Origin of the sequence: Bradyrhizobium sp. SZCCHNRI3052, from assembly GCF_032484895.1 — a bacterium.
GTDB lineage: Bacteria > Pseudomonadota > Alphaproteobacteria > Rhizobiales > Xanthobacteraceae > Bradyrhizobium.
The window spans coordinates 18,644-37,541 of the sequence record NZ_JAUETW010000004.1 but is presented as its reverse complement, the minus strand read 5'-3'; the positions used below and the strand labels follow the sequence as shown (position 1 = coordinate 37,541).

Below are 18,898 nucleotides of genomic sequence, written 5' to 3'. Positions count from 1 at the left end.
GCGCTGCAGTTCTCGCTCATGCTCGCATATTCTTCGGCGACCCCGCCGCGCCTGCTTGGTGCGCTCGGGATGTGAAAGTAGTATCGGGACGGGAACGTTATCCCGGAACGTCCTAATCCATGACGGGCCCGGCTCTTTGAGAACCAGCGCTTTGATCTGAACGATCATCGGTCACTGCTCGTCGTGCAACATCCAAGACGACCTTGATTTCGCAAATCGGGTCGTTGAGGTGTCGACCATGCCGAGCCGCTGCGTCGGCGTTTCGCCGAGCGTCACCACCATCAAGGGTACCGATGAGCGCAGCATGGCCCACGACCTACAAACCGGCGATCGCGAGGGCTTGCGTATCAGCCATTGCTGGCATTCCGTCGTCCGGCGAGCCCGCTGGCCGAGCGCTGCGACGGCGTCCGCCCCGATACGGTAGGGCATCTAAGGCCGACCGCCTGCGTCGTTCGTTAGGGATCACAGCGCCAACCGGCCCGGGAAGCCGCTCTCGCACGACGTGGGCGCCGCATCCTTAGTGCGTTCCACGACCACGCGATTTCGGCCCGCCGTCTTGGCTGCGTAAAGCGCCTTGTCTGCGCGGTTGACCAGATCGAGGAGCTTGTCGCGCGGATCGTCGAGAGGCGCGAGCCCGATGCTGACGGTCACGCGTTCGCTGCCCGGCAGCCAAGTCCCGACGTTCGACACCGACCGTCTCACCTGCTCGGCCACGTGTTCGGCCGAGGTCTTGCTCAGGCCGATCAGCGCGACGCAAAACTCTTCACCGCCGTAACGGCCGACCAGATGCGGCCCGCCGCAGAATGTCTGCAACTGGTCGGAGAGCCCGACCAGCACCTTGTCGCCGAAGGCATGGCCGAACCGATCGTTGATCCGCTTGAAGTGGTCGGCGTCGACCATCATGAAGACGAACGGACGCCGAGTGCGGATTGCTTCGGTCAGCAGTGCTTCCGCCTGTTCGAAAAAGGTGCGACGGTTGAGACAGCCGGTCAGAGGGTCGCGCGAGGCAAGATATTGCAACTCGAGATTCTGATCGGAGATATGCCGCTGTGCCTTGCGCAGCTCCTCGACCGAGGCGCTCAGCCGCATATTGGTTTCATGCAAGGCCGTCACGTCGGTGAACGTGACGATGGCGCCGCGTGCCGTCCCGCTGCCGTCGAGGATGCGGGTCGCGTTGACGACGACCCGGTGCATGCCGCCGCCGGCATCGCGAATGCTCAGCTCCGCGCCGAGCACCGGATGCTCATGTTCCAGGGCGACACGCCACGGCAGATCGCTTGGCGCAACCGGAGCCGCCACCGACGAAAGCCACGGCAATCCGCTGGCCGGAGAGCCGAGCTCAAGCTCGCCACCGGTCAGAACGTTGTGTTTGAAAGCCCGGTTTGCGAGCAGCACGCGCTCGTCGTCGTCAATGATCAGCACGCCCTCAGCGAGGGTATCGAACGCCGCCTCGATCCGCTTCGGAATCGTGCGACTCGGATCGAGCTCGCGCAGGGCGCGGCCAAGCACCAGGTAGAAGCCGGCAAAGCCCGTAACCGCCATGAATCCCACGAACGCGAACAGGGCCGGCCCCAGATCGAGCGGGTTCGCTCCGCTGGTGAGCGGCCTGAAGGCGATCTCGATCCGACCGGCAGGCGTGTCATCATTGAACAGCGGCACCTGGATATGCGTCGCGGTCGACTTGCCGTCGGGCAGCTCGCGCCAGTGGGTCAGGTGGCGATCGGATCCGGCGAGGATATTGCCATGCGCGTCGCGGATGGCAATGGAGAGGATGGCTGGGCTGCGGCTGACCACGACGTCGATCGTGTCCTTGATCGCGGCCGTGTCATTGCGGCTGGCGAGGACGGCGAGTTGCACCGCCAGCGCGGTTGCGGTGACGCCGCGCTGCTCCAGCTCGGCTCTCTCCTCGTTTGGCAGCAAGCCAAGCGAGGCGGCGACGAGAATTAGGCTGACGGTCAAGGATACCAGACCGAGGCTGAGCTGGAGTTTGGGGGACAGCCATCGCTTCATCACGTGATGTCCGCGAGCGATCGACCGGCTCCCTGGCCGCCCTCGAACATCGCATCAACCTCGGATGTGGCGCGGGTCCTTTCCGTCCTCCGCGGCCGCAGCACCACCATCAAAGGATCGAAGCCGCGCCACAGCGGGACCGAGGCCAGGAACGCGGCGAGCAGCGTCCCGCCGCGCAGCAGCCAAGCGATGAAGCCGACGGTCAGGACCGAGCTTGCGGCCGCAATGGTGAATTCGGCGGCCCTCAATGACCTCGCGGCGGAGCGGGCCACACGCGAAATTTCCTCGGCAATGGTGGTCGCGAGCGCTTCGCGATTGAGGCGCGACAGCGCAAGATCGACCATGCTTCGGGCTGGCGCAGGCGCGATCGTGGTGGGCGGCGCGGATAAGATCGGTGGCTCGGGGGCAGCTTGGGCGGGTTGGCTCGGCGGCGGCACGGGTGCGGCGGCCGGCGGAGCCGCAGCGGCATGCTCGGCTGCGGACTTTGCCGGGCCGGCTGCAGGGCCTTGGCCTGCCGAACCCTGGGAAGCGCTCGAGGCAGAGGCCGCACCGCCCAAGCCGCCATGGCTACCTCCAGCACCGCCGCTGGTCCTTCCATTGTTCACTGACTCAGCTGCGGCTCCAAAGCCGTTCAAGACGCCGGAATCGGGCGTGGAGGACGGCGAGGGGGGAATCAGAGCGGGCGTCGATGGGGCCGGAATGAGATCCGTGTTCGCGGACGATGAGCCATTCCCGGCCGTCCCGGGCGCGGCAGCCGCAAACAGGTAACGATTGCCCGGCGCACTCACGCTCCCCGGCGGCACCGACTGGTAGGTCGCGTTCCAGATCGCAGGATTGCCGCTGTCCAATCCGCCGAAACTGTCGGCGCCGGGTGCGGCCGAATAGATCAGCCAGCGGCCGGACGTCGCGCTCACCGCGCCGCTGCCGGCATTGTTGATGAAGGCACGAGCTGCCGATAGGACCGGGCTTGCGGCGACCACCGCGCTGCCGCTTGCGATCGTCAGGTCGCCGGCCGAGAGGATCGTCGCGTTGGCGCTGGCGCTGATTCCGCTGATCCCCTGTACCGCACCGATGGTCAAACTCTGTGCGTTGTTGAAGGTGAGCGCGCCGATACCGCTGGCGGCAAGCGTGCCGACAGTGTTGTCGGCGCCAAGCACGTAGCTCGTTCCGCCCGACAGCCGCAGCGCCGTAGCAGCGATGGCGCCGCCGATCTGGCTCACCGCACCAGTGTCACTGATCACCACCGGCGCCGCGCCTGAGGTGATCGTGGCGCCGAGCCGGTCGCCGCCGCGACCGTCGAGGATGAGGGTGCCGGTGCCGTTGTTGGTGATCGCAACCCCGGCTGCAGACGTGTCGATTCCGACAGCCGAGGCGGACGAGGTGCTGCCTACAAGGGTGACCGCGCCCGAGTTGGCCGTAATGGCGTTGCTACCGCTGGCGACGAGGCCGGATCCGGTGCTGCTCGTCCCCCTCAGCTGCAGGTCGCCTGAGGTCGTGAGCGTGCTGCCTTGATCGATCGTCACTCCGGCCCCGCTGGTGCTCGTGCCGGCGAACGTCACGGCGGTTCCGCTCAGATTGTCGATCGTGGTGCTGCCCCGCAAATAGATGCCGTTGCCGCTGGTCGAGCTGCCTGAGATCGACGTGGTGCCGGAGGAGGTCACATTGGCGTTGACCGCGATGCCGCTTCCGCCGCTACTCGTTCCGCTGATCGACACAAGCCCCGAGCCGCTGGTGGCGAGCGTCCCGCGCAGTTGCAGGCCATCAGCGGACACCGAAGTGCCTTGCAGGATCAAAGCGCCGCTCGTCGCGGTCAGCGTGTTGCCTCCGTTGGCGACCATGCCGACATTGCTGTTCGAGGTGCCGGTCAGCGTCACACTTCCCGTTGCGGTGAAGCTGGCGAGCGATGCCAACACGCCATAACCCGTGCTCGACGTTCCAGCCAGCGACATGGTGCCAGATGTAGTTACAGCAGAGAAATTCCGGAACTGGAGTCCGTAGCCGGACGGATTGAATCCCGAAATGGCCAGCGTGCCAGCGCCGGAATTGCTGATGGCGTCGGTGCCGGCAAAGAGCACGCCGGCGCTCCCGCTGTTCGTCGGCCCCGTGTCGTTGGAGGTTCCAGTGATGGTCAGCGATCCGCTGCCCGAGTTACTGACCGTCGCACCGGAGAAGTAAGTGCCGACCGTCGAGCCCGACCCGCTCGTGGCGGTGGAGATGCCGCTGACGGCGACGTTCCCGCCCGTTACGGCGAGGCTCGAGGCTGATCCAAAGCTGACGCCGTCGCTCGCCGTCGAGATGCCCGCGAACGATACGTTGCCGGACACAGTGTTCGTCCCGGTGAAGTTCACGCCAAAGCCGCTGTTTGACGTGCCCGAGAACGTCGCCGTGCCGGTCCCCTGGTTATCGATGGTCGTGGCGCCCTGGAAGAAGACGCCGCTGCCGGAGGTCGAGCTGCCTGCAAAGCTCGGCGTGCCGTTCAGAATCGTGACGATGTTGCTGCCTTTGAACGACAGGCCTTCACCGCTTCCCGACGACCCGTTCAGTGAGACGGAGCCCAGGGTGGTCAGATTGCTGCCGGTATTGAAGCGGATGCCACGACTGGCGCTGGGTGTGCTGCCGATCAGCTGGAATGTGCCGGCCCCCGCGTTGGTCAGCGCCAAGGTGCCGTTGCCCTGATCCCAGACGCCATTCGAACCCGTCGAGGAGCCGCTCAGCGTGAGATTGCCCGAGTTGCTGGTGATCGCGGAGCCGTTCAGGTACAGGCCGTAGGAGGTGCCGGTGTCGGTGCCGGAGATCGAGATGTTGCCCGACGTCGTCAGGTCGGAATTGATGGCCGCGCCAAATCCCCCTCCCGCGCCCGCAACCGAACTGCCTGAGATCGAAAGAGCTCCCGTCCCGGAATTGGTCAGCGTTGTTGGTGTGGCGGTAAAGAAGACGCCGATGCCGGTGGTACTGGCTCCGCTGACGGTAAGGTTTCCGGCAGTGTCGGTGACGAGGTTCGAGCCTTGGAATTCGACACCGTTGGAGGTGATCGATGTGCCGGTGAGCGTGACCGTGCCCGACGTGGTCAGGCCCACGCCTGAGTTAAATGCGATGCCCTGGGATCCGGATGAGGTCGTGACCGTGCCGTTCAGCGCGAGCGTGCCGCCACCAGAGTTGGTGAAGGTGTTGTTGCCACTGTTGATCCAGAATCCGACGTTGGATGACGTCGTCCCGCTCAGGGTCAGACCGCCGGAATGATCGGTGATGGTGTTGTTGCCCAGCAGATAGACGCCGACACTGCTGTTCGACGTTCCGGTGATGCTGACTGCGCCGGCGGTATCCAGACTCGCACCGGCCTGCAGCACGAATGCCGGCAACGTGGGGCTGCTTCCGCTGATGCTCAACGTGCCGCCGCTGGTGTTGGTGATGGCGTTCGATCCGGCGAATACGACCCCGTTGCCGGAGGCCGAGGTGCCCGTGAGCGTCAGAGCGCCGACGTTGAGGGTGCTATTGGCCAGCCAGACAGCCGCGTTGCTCCCCGCCTGAACTGCGGACCCGGTCAGCGCGCCGCCATTCGTGTCGATGGTTGCGCCGTTGATAACGAGCGAGCCCGAGCTTCCGGACGCAGCCAGATTGACGTTGAGGGCTCCGCCGGTGGCCGTGATGCTGCTGCTGACATTCACGTCGCGGCCGGCCGACACCGAGAATGTCCCGCCGCCGCTGGTGCTGATGCCCGCATTGACGTTGACGTCACGCGCGGCGTTCAACGTCAGCGAGTGGCCGCTGGCCCAGGTCACTGCGTTCGCCACGGTGATGTCGCCGCTCTGTGACCCGCCGCTTCCGGTGTCGACGGTGACATTTGCCGTCGCCAGCGCGCCTTGCAGCGTGGCGACCGACAGCACCGAGCTGTTGCCGGTCGGCGAGTAGGTGTTGCCGCTGCTCGACATGTTGCTATCGGCCGCGGTCGAGATGGTCACGTCATAGGGGTCGAGCAGCAGCGTGCCGGTCTTGCCGCCCGTGGCGGTCAGGTCGACACTGCCGCGGAAGTCCAGCAGGCCGTGGCTCGAGACCTCGGCGCCGCCGCCATTGCCGCCATCAGCGCCGGTCGCAACGACGCTGCCGCGGAAGTCGGTCGTCTGCTCCGACCACAGCACGACCTTGCCGCCATCGCCGGCACTGCCTTTCGCCGAGATGGTCGCGCCCTGCGCGACCGAAGTGGTCTCGGCCGTCGGCACGTCATCGGCGACCAGCTTCGCGGACGGATCCCGGCCGCCGCGCATATCGCCGCCGATCAGCACCTTGCCGCCGCTCTTGCCGTCGGCGCTCACCTTCGCTGTCGCGGTCAGCGCAACCTTCTTCCCGGTCACCACGATGGTGCCGCCGGCATTGCTGCGGCCGCCATTGGCCGCAAGCCGTCCTGATATGGTCACCGCGCCGCTTCCGCCGCCGAGCACGATGCGGCCGGAGCGGCCCGACAGCGAGCGGGCGCTGAGCACGCCGGACACGTTGACCACGTCGCGCACGGCCTGCTGGGCCGCCGCCGCCTTGATCTCGATCGCGCCGCCCGCCGCCTTGATCCTGCCGGCGATGTCGATGATCGCCTTGCCATCGGCGGTGGTGGACTTGGTGGGAAGCGCGACCTGCAGGAAGCCGTCGCCTGTCGGATTGAGCGTGATCGCCTCTCCGGCGCCGAGCCCGACGCGGCCGAGCGGCACGGTGATCGTGCCGCTGTTGGACACGGTCCCGCCGATCAGCCCGACAAATGCACCGCTCGCGCCGGAAATCGCGCCGGCATTGCTGACGGCGGCCGAAGCGCCCTTGCCGGTGAAGATCAGGCGGCCGGCGTTGAAATCGGCATTGCCGATGTCGAGCGTCGAGGCCACGAAGCCGCCGCCAACCTGCACCGACCCAGTTGGCGTGATCGCGATGCCGTTGGGATTGACCAGGAACACCTGCCCGTTTGCGCTGACCTGGCCGGCAATGGTCGAGGTCGTCGTCCCCGTGACCCGGTTGAGGATGGCTGCGCTCGAGTTCGGCTGGACGAAGTTGACGCTGTTTCCGGCACTGACAGAGAAGCTGTTCCAGTCGACGATCGCCCTGGAGGATGTCTGGTTGATCGTGAGGGTATTGCCCGCCGGCGCGCCGATCGTGGCCTGACCTGACACGACGCTGCCGCCCTGCGGCAGACCGGCTTGCGCCAGCGCGCGCGATGATATGGCGAGCAGAGAGGTGCAGCCGAGCAAGAGGGCAGCGCGTCTGCGCCATCCGCTCGCCGCTCGCGCGTTTCGTGCGTGGTCGAACGCGCGCATCAGAAGCTCACCGTGCCCAGGACATTGGCCCGCCAGCCCTGCCGCACGCCGCTGACGTCGGTGAAGCCGCGCGCGATCTCGACTGCAAGGCTCGCATCGGCGGAGCTGCCGGGAATGCTGACGCTGCTGCGGACGCCGGTCCCCACGGCTCCCGCGTTGAGGGCGGCTTGTTCGACGGCCGAGGGACTCGCGATCCAGCCCCGGCCGCCGGCTGCAAACAGATAGGGCGATGCGGCGGCCCCCGTGCCGAACGCATTGAACACGAACGGGTAGGCCAGCTCTCCGCGCAAGGTGAAGCCCTCATCGGCATTCAACGTGCCGGACGCGAAGGCAGACAGCGCGTCGCTTCCGTCGAGCGACAGCTGCTCGGAGCGCAGCATGGCCTTGCCGCCGGTGATCTGGCTGGTGCCGATGACATCGAAGCGGAAGCCGGCGGGCAAAGGTTGCGACAGGCGCGCGGTGGCCGCAAGCTTGACGAAGTCGGGCGTCGCGCCGATCCGCGACAACGGCACGCGCGAGGTGATCGCGTCCTCGGCATTGCGTCCGCCGAGCCCCTTCGAGAGCTGCGCTCCGAGCTGCAGCCCTGCCTGCGACGGCAACGTCGTGGCGTAGTCGATGCCGCCGCGAAGCACGCGGTAATGATCGTGGCTGAGCGCCACCCCGAAATCCGGCGCCGAGATCTGCTGCTCGACATCCTCGACGGCGAGGTTGGCGTAGAGCGACGCCTTTCGCGACAGCCCGATCGGCCCGCGCAGGCGTAGCGCGAACCGGTCGAAGCTGCCGAGCGAAGCGGGGGCGCCGGGCGTCTGCTTCGTGACCGTCCGCGAATGCGTGTATTCCGGATTGACCGTGATGCCGTCCGCTCCGATCGGCACGACGGCCCCGCCGCCGTAGAGCGAGAACGGCGCGTCGCCTGCCGAGGCCGCACGCAAATCCGTGCTGAGTCCGGCCGTGCCGTAGATCTGCTCGCCAGCGCCGAGCGCGCTGTTGAGCGCCAGCGTGCCGCGCAGCTGCCAAGTGCCGAGCGAACGCGACAGGCGATCGTCGGCTCCGGCCGAGCCCGAGATCAGCCGATGCTCGCCCTCGAGCACGAGCCGTACCCCGCCTTCGCGCGTGCCGCGCACCAGGGTGCTGCGCAGCCTCAAGCCGGGAACGTCGCCCGCGATCAGCAGCGCACGCTCGATTTGTTCGGTCGTGAGATGCGGCCGCCCCAGCAGCAAGTTGGTCCGGCCGGCGACCACGTTTCGCACGCGCTCAGGAAGCGTATTGACGTCGATCGCTTCGATGAAGCCGTCGATGACAACAAGGCGAAGTGTCCCGCCGTCGACCAGCTGTTGCGGCGGCACGCTGACCCGCACCAGCGGATAGCCGGCGCGCGAATAGAGGCCTTCGAGGTTGGTCGCGAGCGCATAGATCTGGGCAACGCTGACACGTTGGCCCTTGACGCGAGCGATCAGGGGGTCGGTGAGCGTGCGAAGCTCGGGAAACGCGCCATCGAGCTGCGCCTCGCCGACCACGACGGCCATGGCTGCGTTGCCGGGCGGCACGGCCGTTTCCAGCGGCCCCGGTAGTCGCAACGGCTGCTCGCCCGCCGGGAATTGAGGTCGCAGGCTCGGCGGAGTCACCTGACTGGGAGCTGCGATCTGGGATAGCGCGGACGAGGAGTACATCAGCGCCCCGATACTGGCTGCGGCACATAGAAGGGAGCTGACAGGCTTCGCCATATGCCGCTTCGACTCATGTCACTCCGCGAGCCAACGGTGTTGTCCGAGGCGCGCGCACTTCTTTCAGCCCAACGACCTAAGCGCTTCATGCTTAATGGGACGTTGAAGTGGAGCTCTCTGCGGGGTCAGCCAGTAATTCCACGGAGCGATCGTGAGCCAGCCAGCGCCAAGCCGTCCTCCTCGCCGACAGGTACACGCTCCATGAGACGCACGGCTATTCCGCAGCCATGATCTCATTGGGACTTCGGCTTCGTCAATTTCGGCGAGGCGGCCGAGATAAAGATCGACACCTTCAACTTCACCCATTACGGCCTTGTCTACGGCAGGGTGCTGAGCGTCTCGCAGGACGCCGGCGCCCTGGCCGAGACCGGCGTTAGGCGCCGCGAACAATCCGCAGATGTAAGCCTCACTAAAGTGCAGTTTGATTGACCATTATGCCATATTTGACCACCCGGCGATTGAGCGATGGGCTGGGGCGCGTGGTCGTGTCCCCGGTGGTGGTGTAGCTCGGTAGAGCAAAGCCGCTCGGACGCGCGCCTCCGATAGCGCCGTAGCGGGCGGGCGGCTTTGCGGTGGTCACCGGCAGTTCTCCGGTAGGATCGGGTTGCGACACGCCAACGCAACCGAGGAACCACCGATGACCGACGAAATGATGAACCTGCGCACGCTCGTGGAGAAGACCCCTGATGCCGATCTGTTGCGCGAGATGATCGGCTTTGCTGCTCAGCGGCTGATGAAGATGGAAGTCGAAGGCCAGACCGGGGCGGCCTACGGCGAGAAGACCCCCGAGCGCCTGGCCCAGCGCAACGGCTATCGCGACCGGACCTGGGAGACTCGTGCCGGCACGGTCGAGCTTCGCATCCCCAAGCTGCGCAAGGGCTCCTACTTCCCCGGCTTCCTGGAGCCGCGCCGGATGGCCGAGAAGGCGCTCACCGCCGTGGTTCAGGAAGCCTATGTGCAGGGCGTCTCGACCCGTTCGGTGGACGATCTGGTGCAGGCCATGGGCATGACCGGTATTTCGAAGAGCCAAGTGAGCCGGCTCTGCGCGGAGATCGACGACAAGGTGAAGGCGTTCCTCGCCCGTCCGATCGAAGGCGACTGGCCGTATCTGTGGATCGACGCCACCTACGTGAAGGTGCGTCAGAACGGGCGCATCGTGTCGGTCGCGGTGATTGTTGCGGTCGGCGTCAATAGCGATGGCCGACGCGAGGTGCTCGGGATGGACATCGGTCCCTTTGAAGCCGAGACGTTCTGGACCGCTTTCCTGCGCAAGCTCGCCCGCCGCGGCCTGCGCGGTGTCAAGCTGGTCGTGTCCGACGCCCATGAAGGTATCAAGGCCACCGTCGCCAAGGTGCTCAACGCCAGCTGGCAGCGGTGCTGCGTGCACTTCATGCGCAACGCGCTGGCGCATGCCGGCAAGAGCGGCCGGCGCGTGGTCTCCGCCTTCATCGCCACCGCCTTTGCCCAGGACGATGCCGAGGCTGCACAAGCGCAGTGGCGGAAGGTCGCCGATCAACTCCGCCCCAAACTGCCTAAGCTTGCTGGCTTCCTCGACGAGGTCGAGACCGATGTGCTGGCCTATATGACGTTCCCACCGCAGCACCGGACCAAGCTGCACTCGACCAATCCGATCGAGCGCCTCAACGGCGAGATGAAGCGCCGGACCGAGGTTGTCGGCATCTTCCCCAATGAAGACGCCATCGTCCGCCTCATCAGCGCGATCCTGCTTGAGCAAAACGATGAATGGGCCGTCCAGCACGCCCGCTACATGACACTGGAAACAATCGCGCCGTTGAGCGATGATCCCACCGTCAGCCTTCCGGCGATCGCCAGCTGACCTGCCCAGCTCTCCCCGGCGAACGCGCTGCCCCACCGCTAGCTACACCACGCAATGGGACACGATCCCGACGCATCGATATTGCCGCCCGACAAAATCACCCCGACCTTCTTTCCGGCCAAGCGGGCGCGCTCTTGCAAAAGCCCGGCAAGCGGAGCGCCACCCGCGCCATCGGCAACGTTGTGCGTAACCGGAAAATAGGAACGCACCGCTTCGGCGAGGTCGTCCTCATACCAGCAACCCGATTGGACCAGCTAGCTAGGGCTGCTGCGACGGTGGCACGCGACGATCAGAATGCTCGCCGGGGATATTGAGCAGGGCCGGGAGAGAATGCGCTGCGGACCGATGCGCAGGCGAGGCAAAAGCCAGCAGGCTGTCCAACCGCGTCACGGGACCAAGCCAGGACTGGCGCACCCGACACGATTCGAACGTGTGACCTTTGCCTTCGGAGGGCAACGCTCTATCCAGCTGAGCTACGGGTGCGTACGGCAAATCGTTTAGCCGATTGCCTAGGCGACGGCAACGGCCTTGGATGCTCCCGGACCAGGCGGAAGGCCGCTCGCGCCGCGAGGCGCGGGGCAGTTCGGCGGGGTGCGCGGCCGGACCGCTGCCGCCGACCCGCCTTACGCCGGCACGATGGTCTTGCCGATCGGCCACAGCGCCAGCCCGGCGAGCTTCAGATGGGCCCAGGCGAAGGGCAGGCCGACGATGCTTACCGCGAGCACGATTGCGGTCAGGAGGTGGCCTAGCGCCAGCCACCAGCCGGCCAGCACGAACCAGATGATGTTGCCGAGCAGCCCGAGAACGCCGGTTCCGACGTCTTCCATGCCGGTGAGCTGGTCGCGGCGGACGGCGCGCGAGCCGAACGGCAGCAGCGTATAGGCGGCGATGTTGAAGGCGGCGCGGGACCAGGGCAGCCCGACGATCGTGATCGCCATGACGACCGCGGCGACCAGCCAGCCGAACGCCATGTAGGCGCCGCCGCACAGGATCCAGAGGATGTTCAGAAGCATGGAAACCGGCTGCATGACGACCTGCCAACTCCGTTGTTGCCGCTCCGGATATAGGAACGCCGCGCCAAGGCCGGTAGCGGGCCGGTCGTCGAAATCTGCGTGGCCTCGCGCCTCAGGCTCGGCCGGGGCGGCCAGGCGTTGACGGCGCCGCAAAGCCGGCTCAGCCGGCGGCCTGCAAGCTCCCTGCCGCCGCTTCCGGACCGAACAGCTTGCGCAGCTCGGCCGCCGGCTTCGGGGCGCTGAACAGGTAGCCCTGCATCTCCGTGCAGCCGAGCTGGCGCAGCGCCGTCTGCTGCGCCCCGGTCTCGACGCCCTCGGCCGTGGTCGTCATGTTGCTGGCGGTGGCGATGCTCACCACCGCCTGGACGATCGCCGACGAGCTGCCGGCGCCGATGTCGCTGACGAAGCAGCGGTCGATCTTGATCTTATCGAACGGAAACCGCTTCAGATAACTCAGCGACGAATAGCCGGTGCCGAAATCGTCGAGTGCGATACGTACGCCCATGTCGTGCAACTGGTGCAGGATGCCGAGCGCGACGTCGTCGTCGCTGATCAGCACCGCCTCGGTGATCTCGACCTCGAGCCGTTCGGGCGCAAGGCCGGCCGCCGACAGCGCGCCTGCGATCCGCAGCGCCAGGGTCGGCGATTTGAGCTGCACCGGCGAGACGTTCACGGCGATGCGGATGCCGGCGGGCCAATGCGCGGCCTCGGCGCAGGCGGTGCGCAACACCCAGTCGCCGATCTCGTTGATGAGCCCGGTGTCCTCGGCGAGCGGAATGAAGTCGAGCGGCGGCACCATCCCTCGCTCCGGATGACGCCAGCGCAACAGCGCCTCGCAGCCGGTCATGACGTTCTCGCTGAAGCCGAGCAGCGGCTGGTAATGCAGCTCGAACTGGCCTTCGGTGATCGCCCGGCGCAGGTCCTGCTGCAACTGCAGCCGCGCGCGCGCGGTTTCATCCATCGCGGGCTCGAAGAAACGGAAAGTGCGGCGGCCGCCGGCCTTGGCGGCATACATTGCGAGGTCGGCATTCTTGGTCAGCTGGTCGCGCTCGACGCCGTCATGGGGCGCCAGCGCGATGCCGATGCTGGCGTCGGTCGACAATTGGTGGCCCAGGCATTTATAGGGCTTGCGGATCGCGTCGAGGATCTCCTTCACGGCCACGATGACCTCGTCCCGGTCCGCAACGGTGGTCAGCAGCACCGCGAATTCGTCGCCGCCGAGCCGGGCCACCATATCCTCCGGCGCGAGACAGCCCTCGATGCGCCGCGCGATCGTCTTCAACAGCTCGTCGCCGACATGATGGCCGAGCGAATCGTTGATGCCCTTGAACTCGTCGACATCGATATAGAGCAGCGCGAAGAAGGTGCCGTGGCGCGCGCGTTCCAGCTCCTCATCGATGCGTTCCTGGAACAGCACGCGGTTCGGCAGCTCGGTCAACGCGTCGAAATGCGCGAGATGGGCGATCTTCTCGTCGGCCAGCCGCCGCTCCGTGGTGTCCTCGATCACGTTGATCAGATAGCGCGGCCGCTGCGCATCATCCGCGATGGCGATGCGCCGTGACGTGATGTAACGCAATCCCAGCCCCGGACTCTGCCAGGGATGTTCGGCGAGAAACAGCCCGTCCGACTGCTCCAGAGCCCGGTCGTCGTCCGCGGTCACCTTTTCCGCGACCGGTCGCGGCAGCAGGTCGAACGCCGTCTTGCCGACGATCTCCTCGCGCGGCACGCCGAAGCGCTGCTCGGTCGACTGGTTGACCAGTACATAGCGCCGGTCGCGGACGTCCTTGACCATGATGTGCGACGGGATGTGGTCGATGATCTCGCGCAGGAATGCGTAGTTGCGGTCGCGCTCCTGCTCGAGCCTGCGATGCTCGCTGATGTCCTCGATCGTCGTGACCCATCCGCCCGAGGCCAGCGGCTTGTCGATGATGTTGAAGAAGCGGCCGGCTCCGCCCTCCGCGATCATCTGCGACGTGCCGCCTGCCGCGGCTCTGTCGATGATGTCGGCGCAGAAGTCGGTCACGTCGCCGTTGAAGGATCCGCGCGCCTTGCAGTGCGCGATGACCTCGCTGAGGTGGGCGCCGGGCCTGATCACGTCCGTGGACAGGCCGAGCAGGTCGATGAAGCGCTGATTGAACATCACGACGCATGCGTTCGCGTCGAACGAGATCAGCCCCTGCGTCATGTTGTCCAGCGCAGTCTCGACCCTTTGCTTCTCGGTCTCCAGTTGACGCGTTGCCGCACGCCCCTGTCGCACGATCTGCCGGATCATCAGGGTGAACGTCACGGCGATGACGGCGATCGCAAGCACCGCCGCACCCACGATCAGCACCATCTGCGATCGCCAGTCCGCGAGCGCATCGTCGACCGGCCTATTGGCCGAGATGACGAGCGGAAAGCGCCCGATCCTGGAAGCCGACGCGATCTTCTCCAGGTTGTCGACGGAGCTCGTGAGCAGGGTCGTGCGCAGGCCACTCTCGGCGACCCCCTTCAGCAACTCGTCGTTCCCTATCCTGGCGCCCATCAGGGATTCGGCGTGCGGGTAGCGCGCCAGCACGGCGCCGTCGGAATGGACCAGCATGATCGACGAGCCCTTCCCGAGAGCCATCGATTCCAGGAACGTCTCGTAGGTGTGCGGATCCACGCGGCGGGTCAGCAAGCCAAGGAATTCCCCGTTGGCGCCGTTCAGGCGATGCGCGACGATGGTCGCCCAGCCGCCGGTGACGCGGCTCATGACCGGCAGGATCACGAAGCTGTCCGGCCGCGATGCCGATTGCAGGTCCTTGAAGTAGGAGCGGTCCGCGACGTTGATGGGCGGCAGTGGGTCGCTGGACGACCAGTTCACGAAATTGCCGTCGACGTCGACGATCGTGAGGTCTCCCATATAGGACAGGCCGCTGACCTGAGAGCGCAGCATCTCGCTGATCTCGGGTCTTGCCATCTCGGACCGGAACGCCTCCGGCGAACCGATCGACTCGAGCTGCATGCGGCGGATCGCATGCGAAACCGCGGTCTCGGCGTCTTCGAATTGCTGCGCGAAATGCCGGCTCAACAGCAGTACGGTGTTTTCGAGTTCGCGCTCGTTGTTGGCGATCGCACGCGCCCGAAAACCGCTGGCCATGACGATCGTCCCGATGACGATGGCTGCGATCAGAAGCGCTCCGCACGCGATCAGCCATGGCACCGGACCGCGCCAGAGGGACGTGCCAATCCATTCCGGCTCGCTACCGCCGGTCCCTGACGTGTCTGCTGCGCCTTGCATGCCTTGATCGACCCGGGAGGAAATGACTTGTTGCAAGCTCGCTTGATAACAAGGCACTGGTGCCGGTCCGGTTAGGAAATGCGGTTAGCCGTCGCTTAAGCGCGTGTCGAAACTTCGCGGCAAACGATAATTTCCGCATGTGGATACCGTGCGGCCTAGGCTGCTCCGGCGCCGCCGCGCAGAATTTCGGGGGTACTTGCAGCTCAGCGCGCCGCGCCCGGCTTGTTGCGAAGGCGGCCGACGACGCCGGTCGGAAAGAAATAGACGCTGGCGATGAACAGGAGGCCGAGCCACAGCAGCCAGCGGTCGGGGTGCAGCAGGCCGGGCAGCAGCGGCAGTCCGGCGTCCGCCGCCGCGGTCGAAGCGATCCCCATCAGGGCCTGCAGATAATTCTGCGCCAGGATGAAGATGGCAGCCCCAATGATGGCGCCGTAGATCGTGCCCATGCCGCCGATCACGACCATCAGCAGGATGTCGAGCATGATCGAGAAGCTGAGCGACGTGTCGGGGCCGGCATAGCGCAGCCAGAGTGCGTTCAGCATCCCCGCGCAGGCCGCGATCATGGCTGCGATGCAGTTGGCATAGGTGAGATGAAAGACCGTGCGATAGCCGAGCGCCTCGGCGCGGAAGCGGTTCTCGCGGATCGCCTGCAGCACGCGGCCGAACGGCGAGTTGACGACGCGCAGCAGGGCCAGGATCATCAGCGCGCAGGCCGATAGCACCAGGTAATAGGTCAGGATGCGGCCGTTGATCGGGAAGCCGAACCAGTCCTTGCCGATGAACACGGTGCCCGGGCGCAACAGCTCGGGCAGCTGGAAGCTGCGGCCGTCCTCGCCACCGGTCAGCCAGGACAATTGCGATGCCAGCACCAGGAAGGCCGAGGCGACCGCGAGCGTGATCATCGCAAAGAAGATCGCCTCGACACGTAGCGAGAACAGGCCGATCGCGAGCGCCAGCAGCAAAGCGAGCGGCAGCCCGGTCGCGACGGCGACCGCGACCGAGGTCCAGTTGGGGCCGAGGCCATAGAGCGCGATCGCGACCGCGTAGGAGCCAATGCCGTAGAACATCGTATGCGCGAACGACACCGAGCCGGTATAGCCGAGCAGCAGATCGTAGGAGGCGACCAGCGCGGCAAAGATGCAGATCTTGGCGGCGACGTTGAGCGCCTTGGCGCCGGGGAAGATGAAGGGCGTCGCCAGCAGCGCCACGACGATGACGATGAGCAGAATGGACAGCGCGCGGCTGCGGGGCGGATCGCCGGACAAGATCATCATCGGCTGGTCACCGCATAGAGACCGCGCGGCCGCCACATCAGCACGGCGACCATCAGCAGGATGTTGGAGACGAGGGCGAGCTTGGGCACCAGGAAGCCGCCATAGTTGGCGACCATCGCAACCAGGACCGCGCCGATGAAGCAGCCGGTGATCGAGCCGAGCCCGCCGATGATCACGACGATGAACACCAGCACGGTGAGCTCGTCGCCGATCGAGGCATGCACCTGCTCGCGATACAGCCCCCACATCACGCCGCCGAGGCCGGCCAGCGCCGAGCCGGTCATGAACACGCCGAGGAACAGCCGGCGGATGCGATAGCCGAGCGCCTCGACCATCTCGCGGTTTTCGACACCGGCGCGGATCAACAGGCCGATCTTGGTCCGGTTCAGCACCAGCTCGATGGCGACGAAGATCGCGAAGCCGACGAGCATGGCCAGCAGCCGGTATTTCGAGATCGCGACGTCGCCGATGATGAAAGACCCGCGCAACGCCGCGGGCAGCGGCATGGGAATGATCTGCGGACCGAACAGCGCATACAGCGTCTGCTCGGCGACGATGAGTCCGCCGGTGGTCATCAGGATCTGCTTGAGGTGCTGGCCGTAGACCGGCAGCACCAGCACGCGCTCGACCACGAGGCCGAGTGCGCCGGTCACGCCCATCGACAGCAGCGCCGCCGGAACGAGGACGGCAAGGTTGGTCAGCAGCGAGTCGGACTGGGCCCAGCCCGCCAGTGGCAGCAGCACCAGCGTCGCAACGTAGGCGCCGACGGCGATGAAGGCACCGTGGCCGAAATTGAGCACGTCCATCAGGCCGAAGACGAGCGTCAGGCCCGAGGCCATAATGAAGATCATCATGCCCATCGCGAGGCTCGCGACCGTCAGGGTCACCCAGGAGCTCGCTGACCCGACCAGCGGGATCATCAGGAGCGCCAGCACGACCGGCAGCAGCAGCGGCGCGATGTCGCGCTTCGGTTTCGGCAGTGCCTCGGTCGCAGCGATCTCGCTCATTGATGCGCCTCCAGGCTGAGGCCGAGCAGGTGCTCCTGCAACGGCACGTCGGCCGCGAGCGCGGCCATCTCGCCGCGATGGACGATGGTGCCGTTGTCCATCACAAGCACCTGGTCGCCGAGCTCGCGCGCGGCGTGGAAATTCTGTTCAACGAGGAGAATGGTTGCGCCACGGCGCTTGATCTCCTTGAGGCATTCGATCAGCGACACCACGATCGCCGGCGCCAGGCCCTTGGTGGGCTCGTCGATGAGGAGCAGCTTGCGCGGCTCGACGATGGCGCGGGCGATCGACAGCATCTGCTTCTGGCCGCCGGACAGGCTGCCGGCGCGCGACAGCCAGAACTTCTTCAAGGCGGGAAAGAAGCCGAAGATCCAGGCGAGCTGGGCATCGTCGAGCGGCCCATTGCGCGCCGCCAGGATCAGGTTCTCCTTGACCGTGAGGTCGGAGAACACGGCCATGCTCTCGGGCACGTAGCCGACGCCGCGCTGCGCGATGTCGGGCGTTGCCAACCTCTCGATCGGCTCGCCGGCGAGTGAGATGGTGCCGTTCCTGGCCTGCCAGAGGCCCATGATGGTGCGCAAGGTCGTGGTCTTGCCGGCGCCGTTGCGGCCGAGCAGCATCGTGGTCTGGCCCTCGGGCACCTCGAAGTCGACGCGCTGCAGAATGTGATAGCGTCCGATATAGGTCTCGACGCCCGCAAGCTTCAGTAGCGTGCTCATGCCGCGCTCCGCGGCGCCACGCCAAGGTAGGCTTCCTGCACGATTGGCGAGGCGATGACCTCCGCGGGCGGACCGTCGGCGACCAGCTGTCCGTTGTGCAGCACGATGATGCGGTCGGCGAGCGAGCGCACGACGTCCATCTTGTGCTCGACCAGCAGGATGATCTTGCTCGTGTCCTGCTTGAGCCTGCCGATGAGGTCGAGCACGACCGGCACCTCGTCGATGCTCATGCCGGCGGTGGGCTCGTCGAACATGAAGACCTTCGGCTCCAGCGCCATCATCAGCGCGACTTCGAGCTTGCGCTGGTCGCCATGCGACAGCGTCGTCGCGGTGACGCTGCGGCGGCCGCCAAGCGCGACCTGGTCGAGGATCGCGTCCGCGCGCGCAATCAGGTCGCGCCGCGCCATCCAGGGGCGGAGCAGGTCATAGTGCACGCCGCTCTGCGCCTGCACAGCGAGCCGCACGTTCTCCTCGACGCTGAGATTGGGAAACAGGTTGGTGAGCTGGAACGCGCGTCCCAAGCCGGCGCGGGTGCGCAGCGGCGCCGAGAGACCGGTGATGTCGCGGCCGTCGAACAGGATGGAGCCCGAGGAGGCCGTCAGCTGGCCGGAGATCAGATTGAAATAGGTGGTCTTGCCGGCGCCGTTGGGGCCGACGATGGCGGTCAGCTCACCGGGCCTGAAGCTGCAACTGACGCTGTTGACCGCGACATGACCGCCGAAACGGATGGTGAGGTCGCGGGTTTCGAGGGTAAGGGCCAT

The 18,898-nt window shown here is 66.2% G+C and carries 10 protein-coding genes and 1 tRNA gene; 1 reads left to right on the top strand and 10 read right to left on the bottom strand.

All coding sequences use genetic code 11. The annotated features are described in order from the left end of the window. Nucleotides 1-462: 462 nt before the first annotated feature. From QW887_RS13795 to QW887_RS13785, 3 genes are read right to left on the bottom strand one after another with little or no spacing between them, the layout of a single operon-like run. A complete protein-coding gene (locus QW887_RS13795; protein WP_316194630.1) occupies nt 463-2,010 on the bottom strand; it encodes a diguanylate cyclase in 1,548 nt (515 codons plus the stop codon). Then, a complete protein-coding gene (locus QW887_RS13790; protein ID WP_316194629.1) occupies nt 2,010-7,301 on the bottom strand; it encodes a filamentous hemagglutinin N-terminal domain-containing protein in 5,292 nt (1,763 codons plus the stop codon). Before QW887_RS13790 ends, QW887_RS13795 begins: the two co-directional genes overlap by 1 nt. Beyond that, entirely contained in the window at nt 7,301-8,848 is a 1,548-nt protein-coding gene (locus tag QW887_RS13785) for a ShlB/FhaC/HecB family hemolysin secretion/activation protein (protein ID WP_315715086.1), read from the bottom strand. The genes QW887_RS13790 and QW887_RS13785 overlap by 1 nt, the downstream gene beginning before the upstream one ends. A gap of 814 nt (nt 8,849-9,662) precedes the next feature. Between QW887_RS13785 and QW887_RS13780 the strand changes: the two genes are divergently transcribed. Further along, complete coding sequence (locus tag QW887_RS13780) at nt 9,663-10,862, top strand: IS256 family transposase (protein ID WP_316173597.1); 1,200 nt, start codon at nt 9,663-9,665, stop codon at nt 10,860-10,862. Nucleotides 10,863-11,268: 406 nt separating this feature from the next. Here QW887_RS13780 and QW887_RS13775 read toward each other — a convergent pair. From QW887_RS13775 to QW887_RS13745, 7 genes are all read right to left on the bottom strand, one after another. Then, nucleotides 11,269-11,345: transfer RNA gene (locus tag QW887_RS13775), tRNA-Arg, on the bottom strand. A 140-nt stretch (nt 11,346-11,485) separates the two neighbouring features. Beyond that, nucleotides 11,486-11,890, bottom strand: a complete 405-nt coding sequence (locus QW887_RS13770) for a YccF domain-containing protein (protein ID WP_315715111.1) — start codon at nt 11,888-11,890, stop codon at nt 11,486-11,488. Between the two features lie 145 nt (nt 11,891-12,035). Next, nucleotides 12,036-15,137 (bottom strand): EAL domain-containing protein, encoded by a 3,102-nt coding sequence (locus QW887_RS13765; RefSeq protein ID WP_316194628.1) that lies wholly within the window; start codon nt 15,135-15,137, stop codon nt 12,036-12,038. A gap of 203 nt (nt 15,138-15,340) precedes the next feature. After that, the gene (locus QW887_RS13760) at nt 15,341-16,411 is read right to left on the bottom strand and encodes a branched-chain amino acid ABC transporter permease (protein ID WP_316194627.1); all 1,071 of its coding nucleotides are present in this window, start codon (nt 16,409-16,411) and stop codon (nt 15,341-15,343) included. Then, complete coding sequence (locus tag QW887_RS13755) at nt 16,408-17,418, bottom strand: branched-chain amino acid ABC transporter permease (protein WP_315715114.1); 1,011 nt, start codon at nt 17,416-17,418, stop codon at nt 16,408-16,410. The genes QW887_RS13760 and QW887_RS13755 overlap by 4 nt, the downstream gene beginning before the upstream one ends. Then, nucleotides 17,415-18,137 (bottom strand): ABC transporter ATP-binding protein, encoded by a 723-nt coding sequence (locus QW887_RS13750; RefSeq protein WP_315825573.1) that lies wholly within the window; start codon nt 18,135-18,137, stop codon nt 17,415-17,417. The genes QW887_RS13755 and QW887_RS13750 overlap by 4 nt, the downstream gene beginning before the upstream one ends. Continuing rightward, a complete protein-coding gene (locus tag QW887_RS13745) occupies nt 18,134-18,898 on the bottom strand; it encodes an ABC transporter ATP-binding protein (protein ID WP_315751883.1) in 765 nt (254 codons plus the stop codon). The genes QW887_RS13750 and QW887_RS13745 overlap by 4 nt, the downstream gene beginning before the upstream one ends.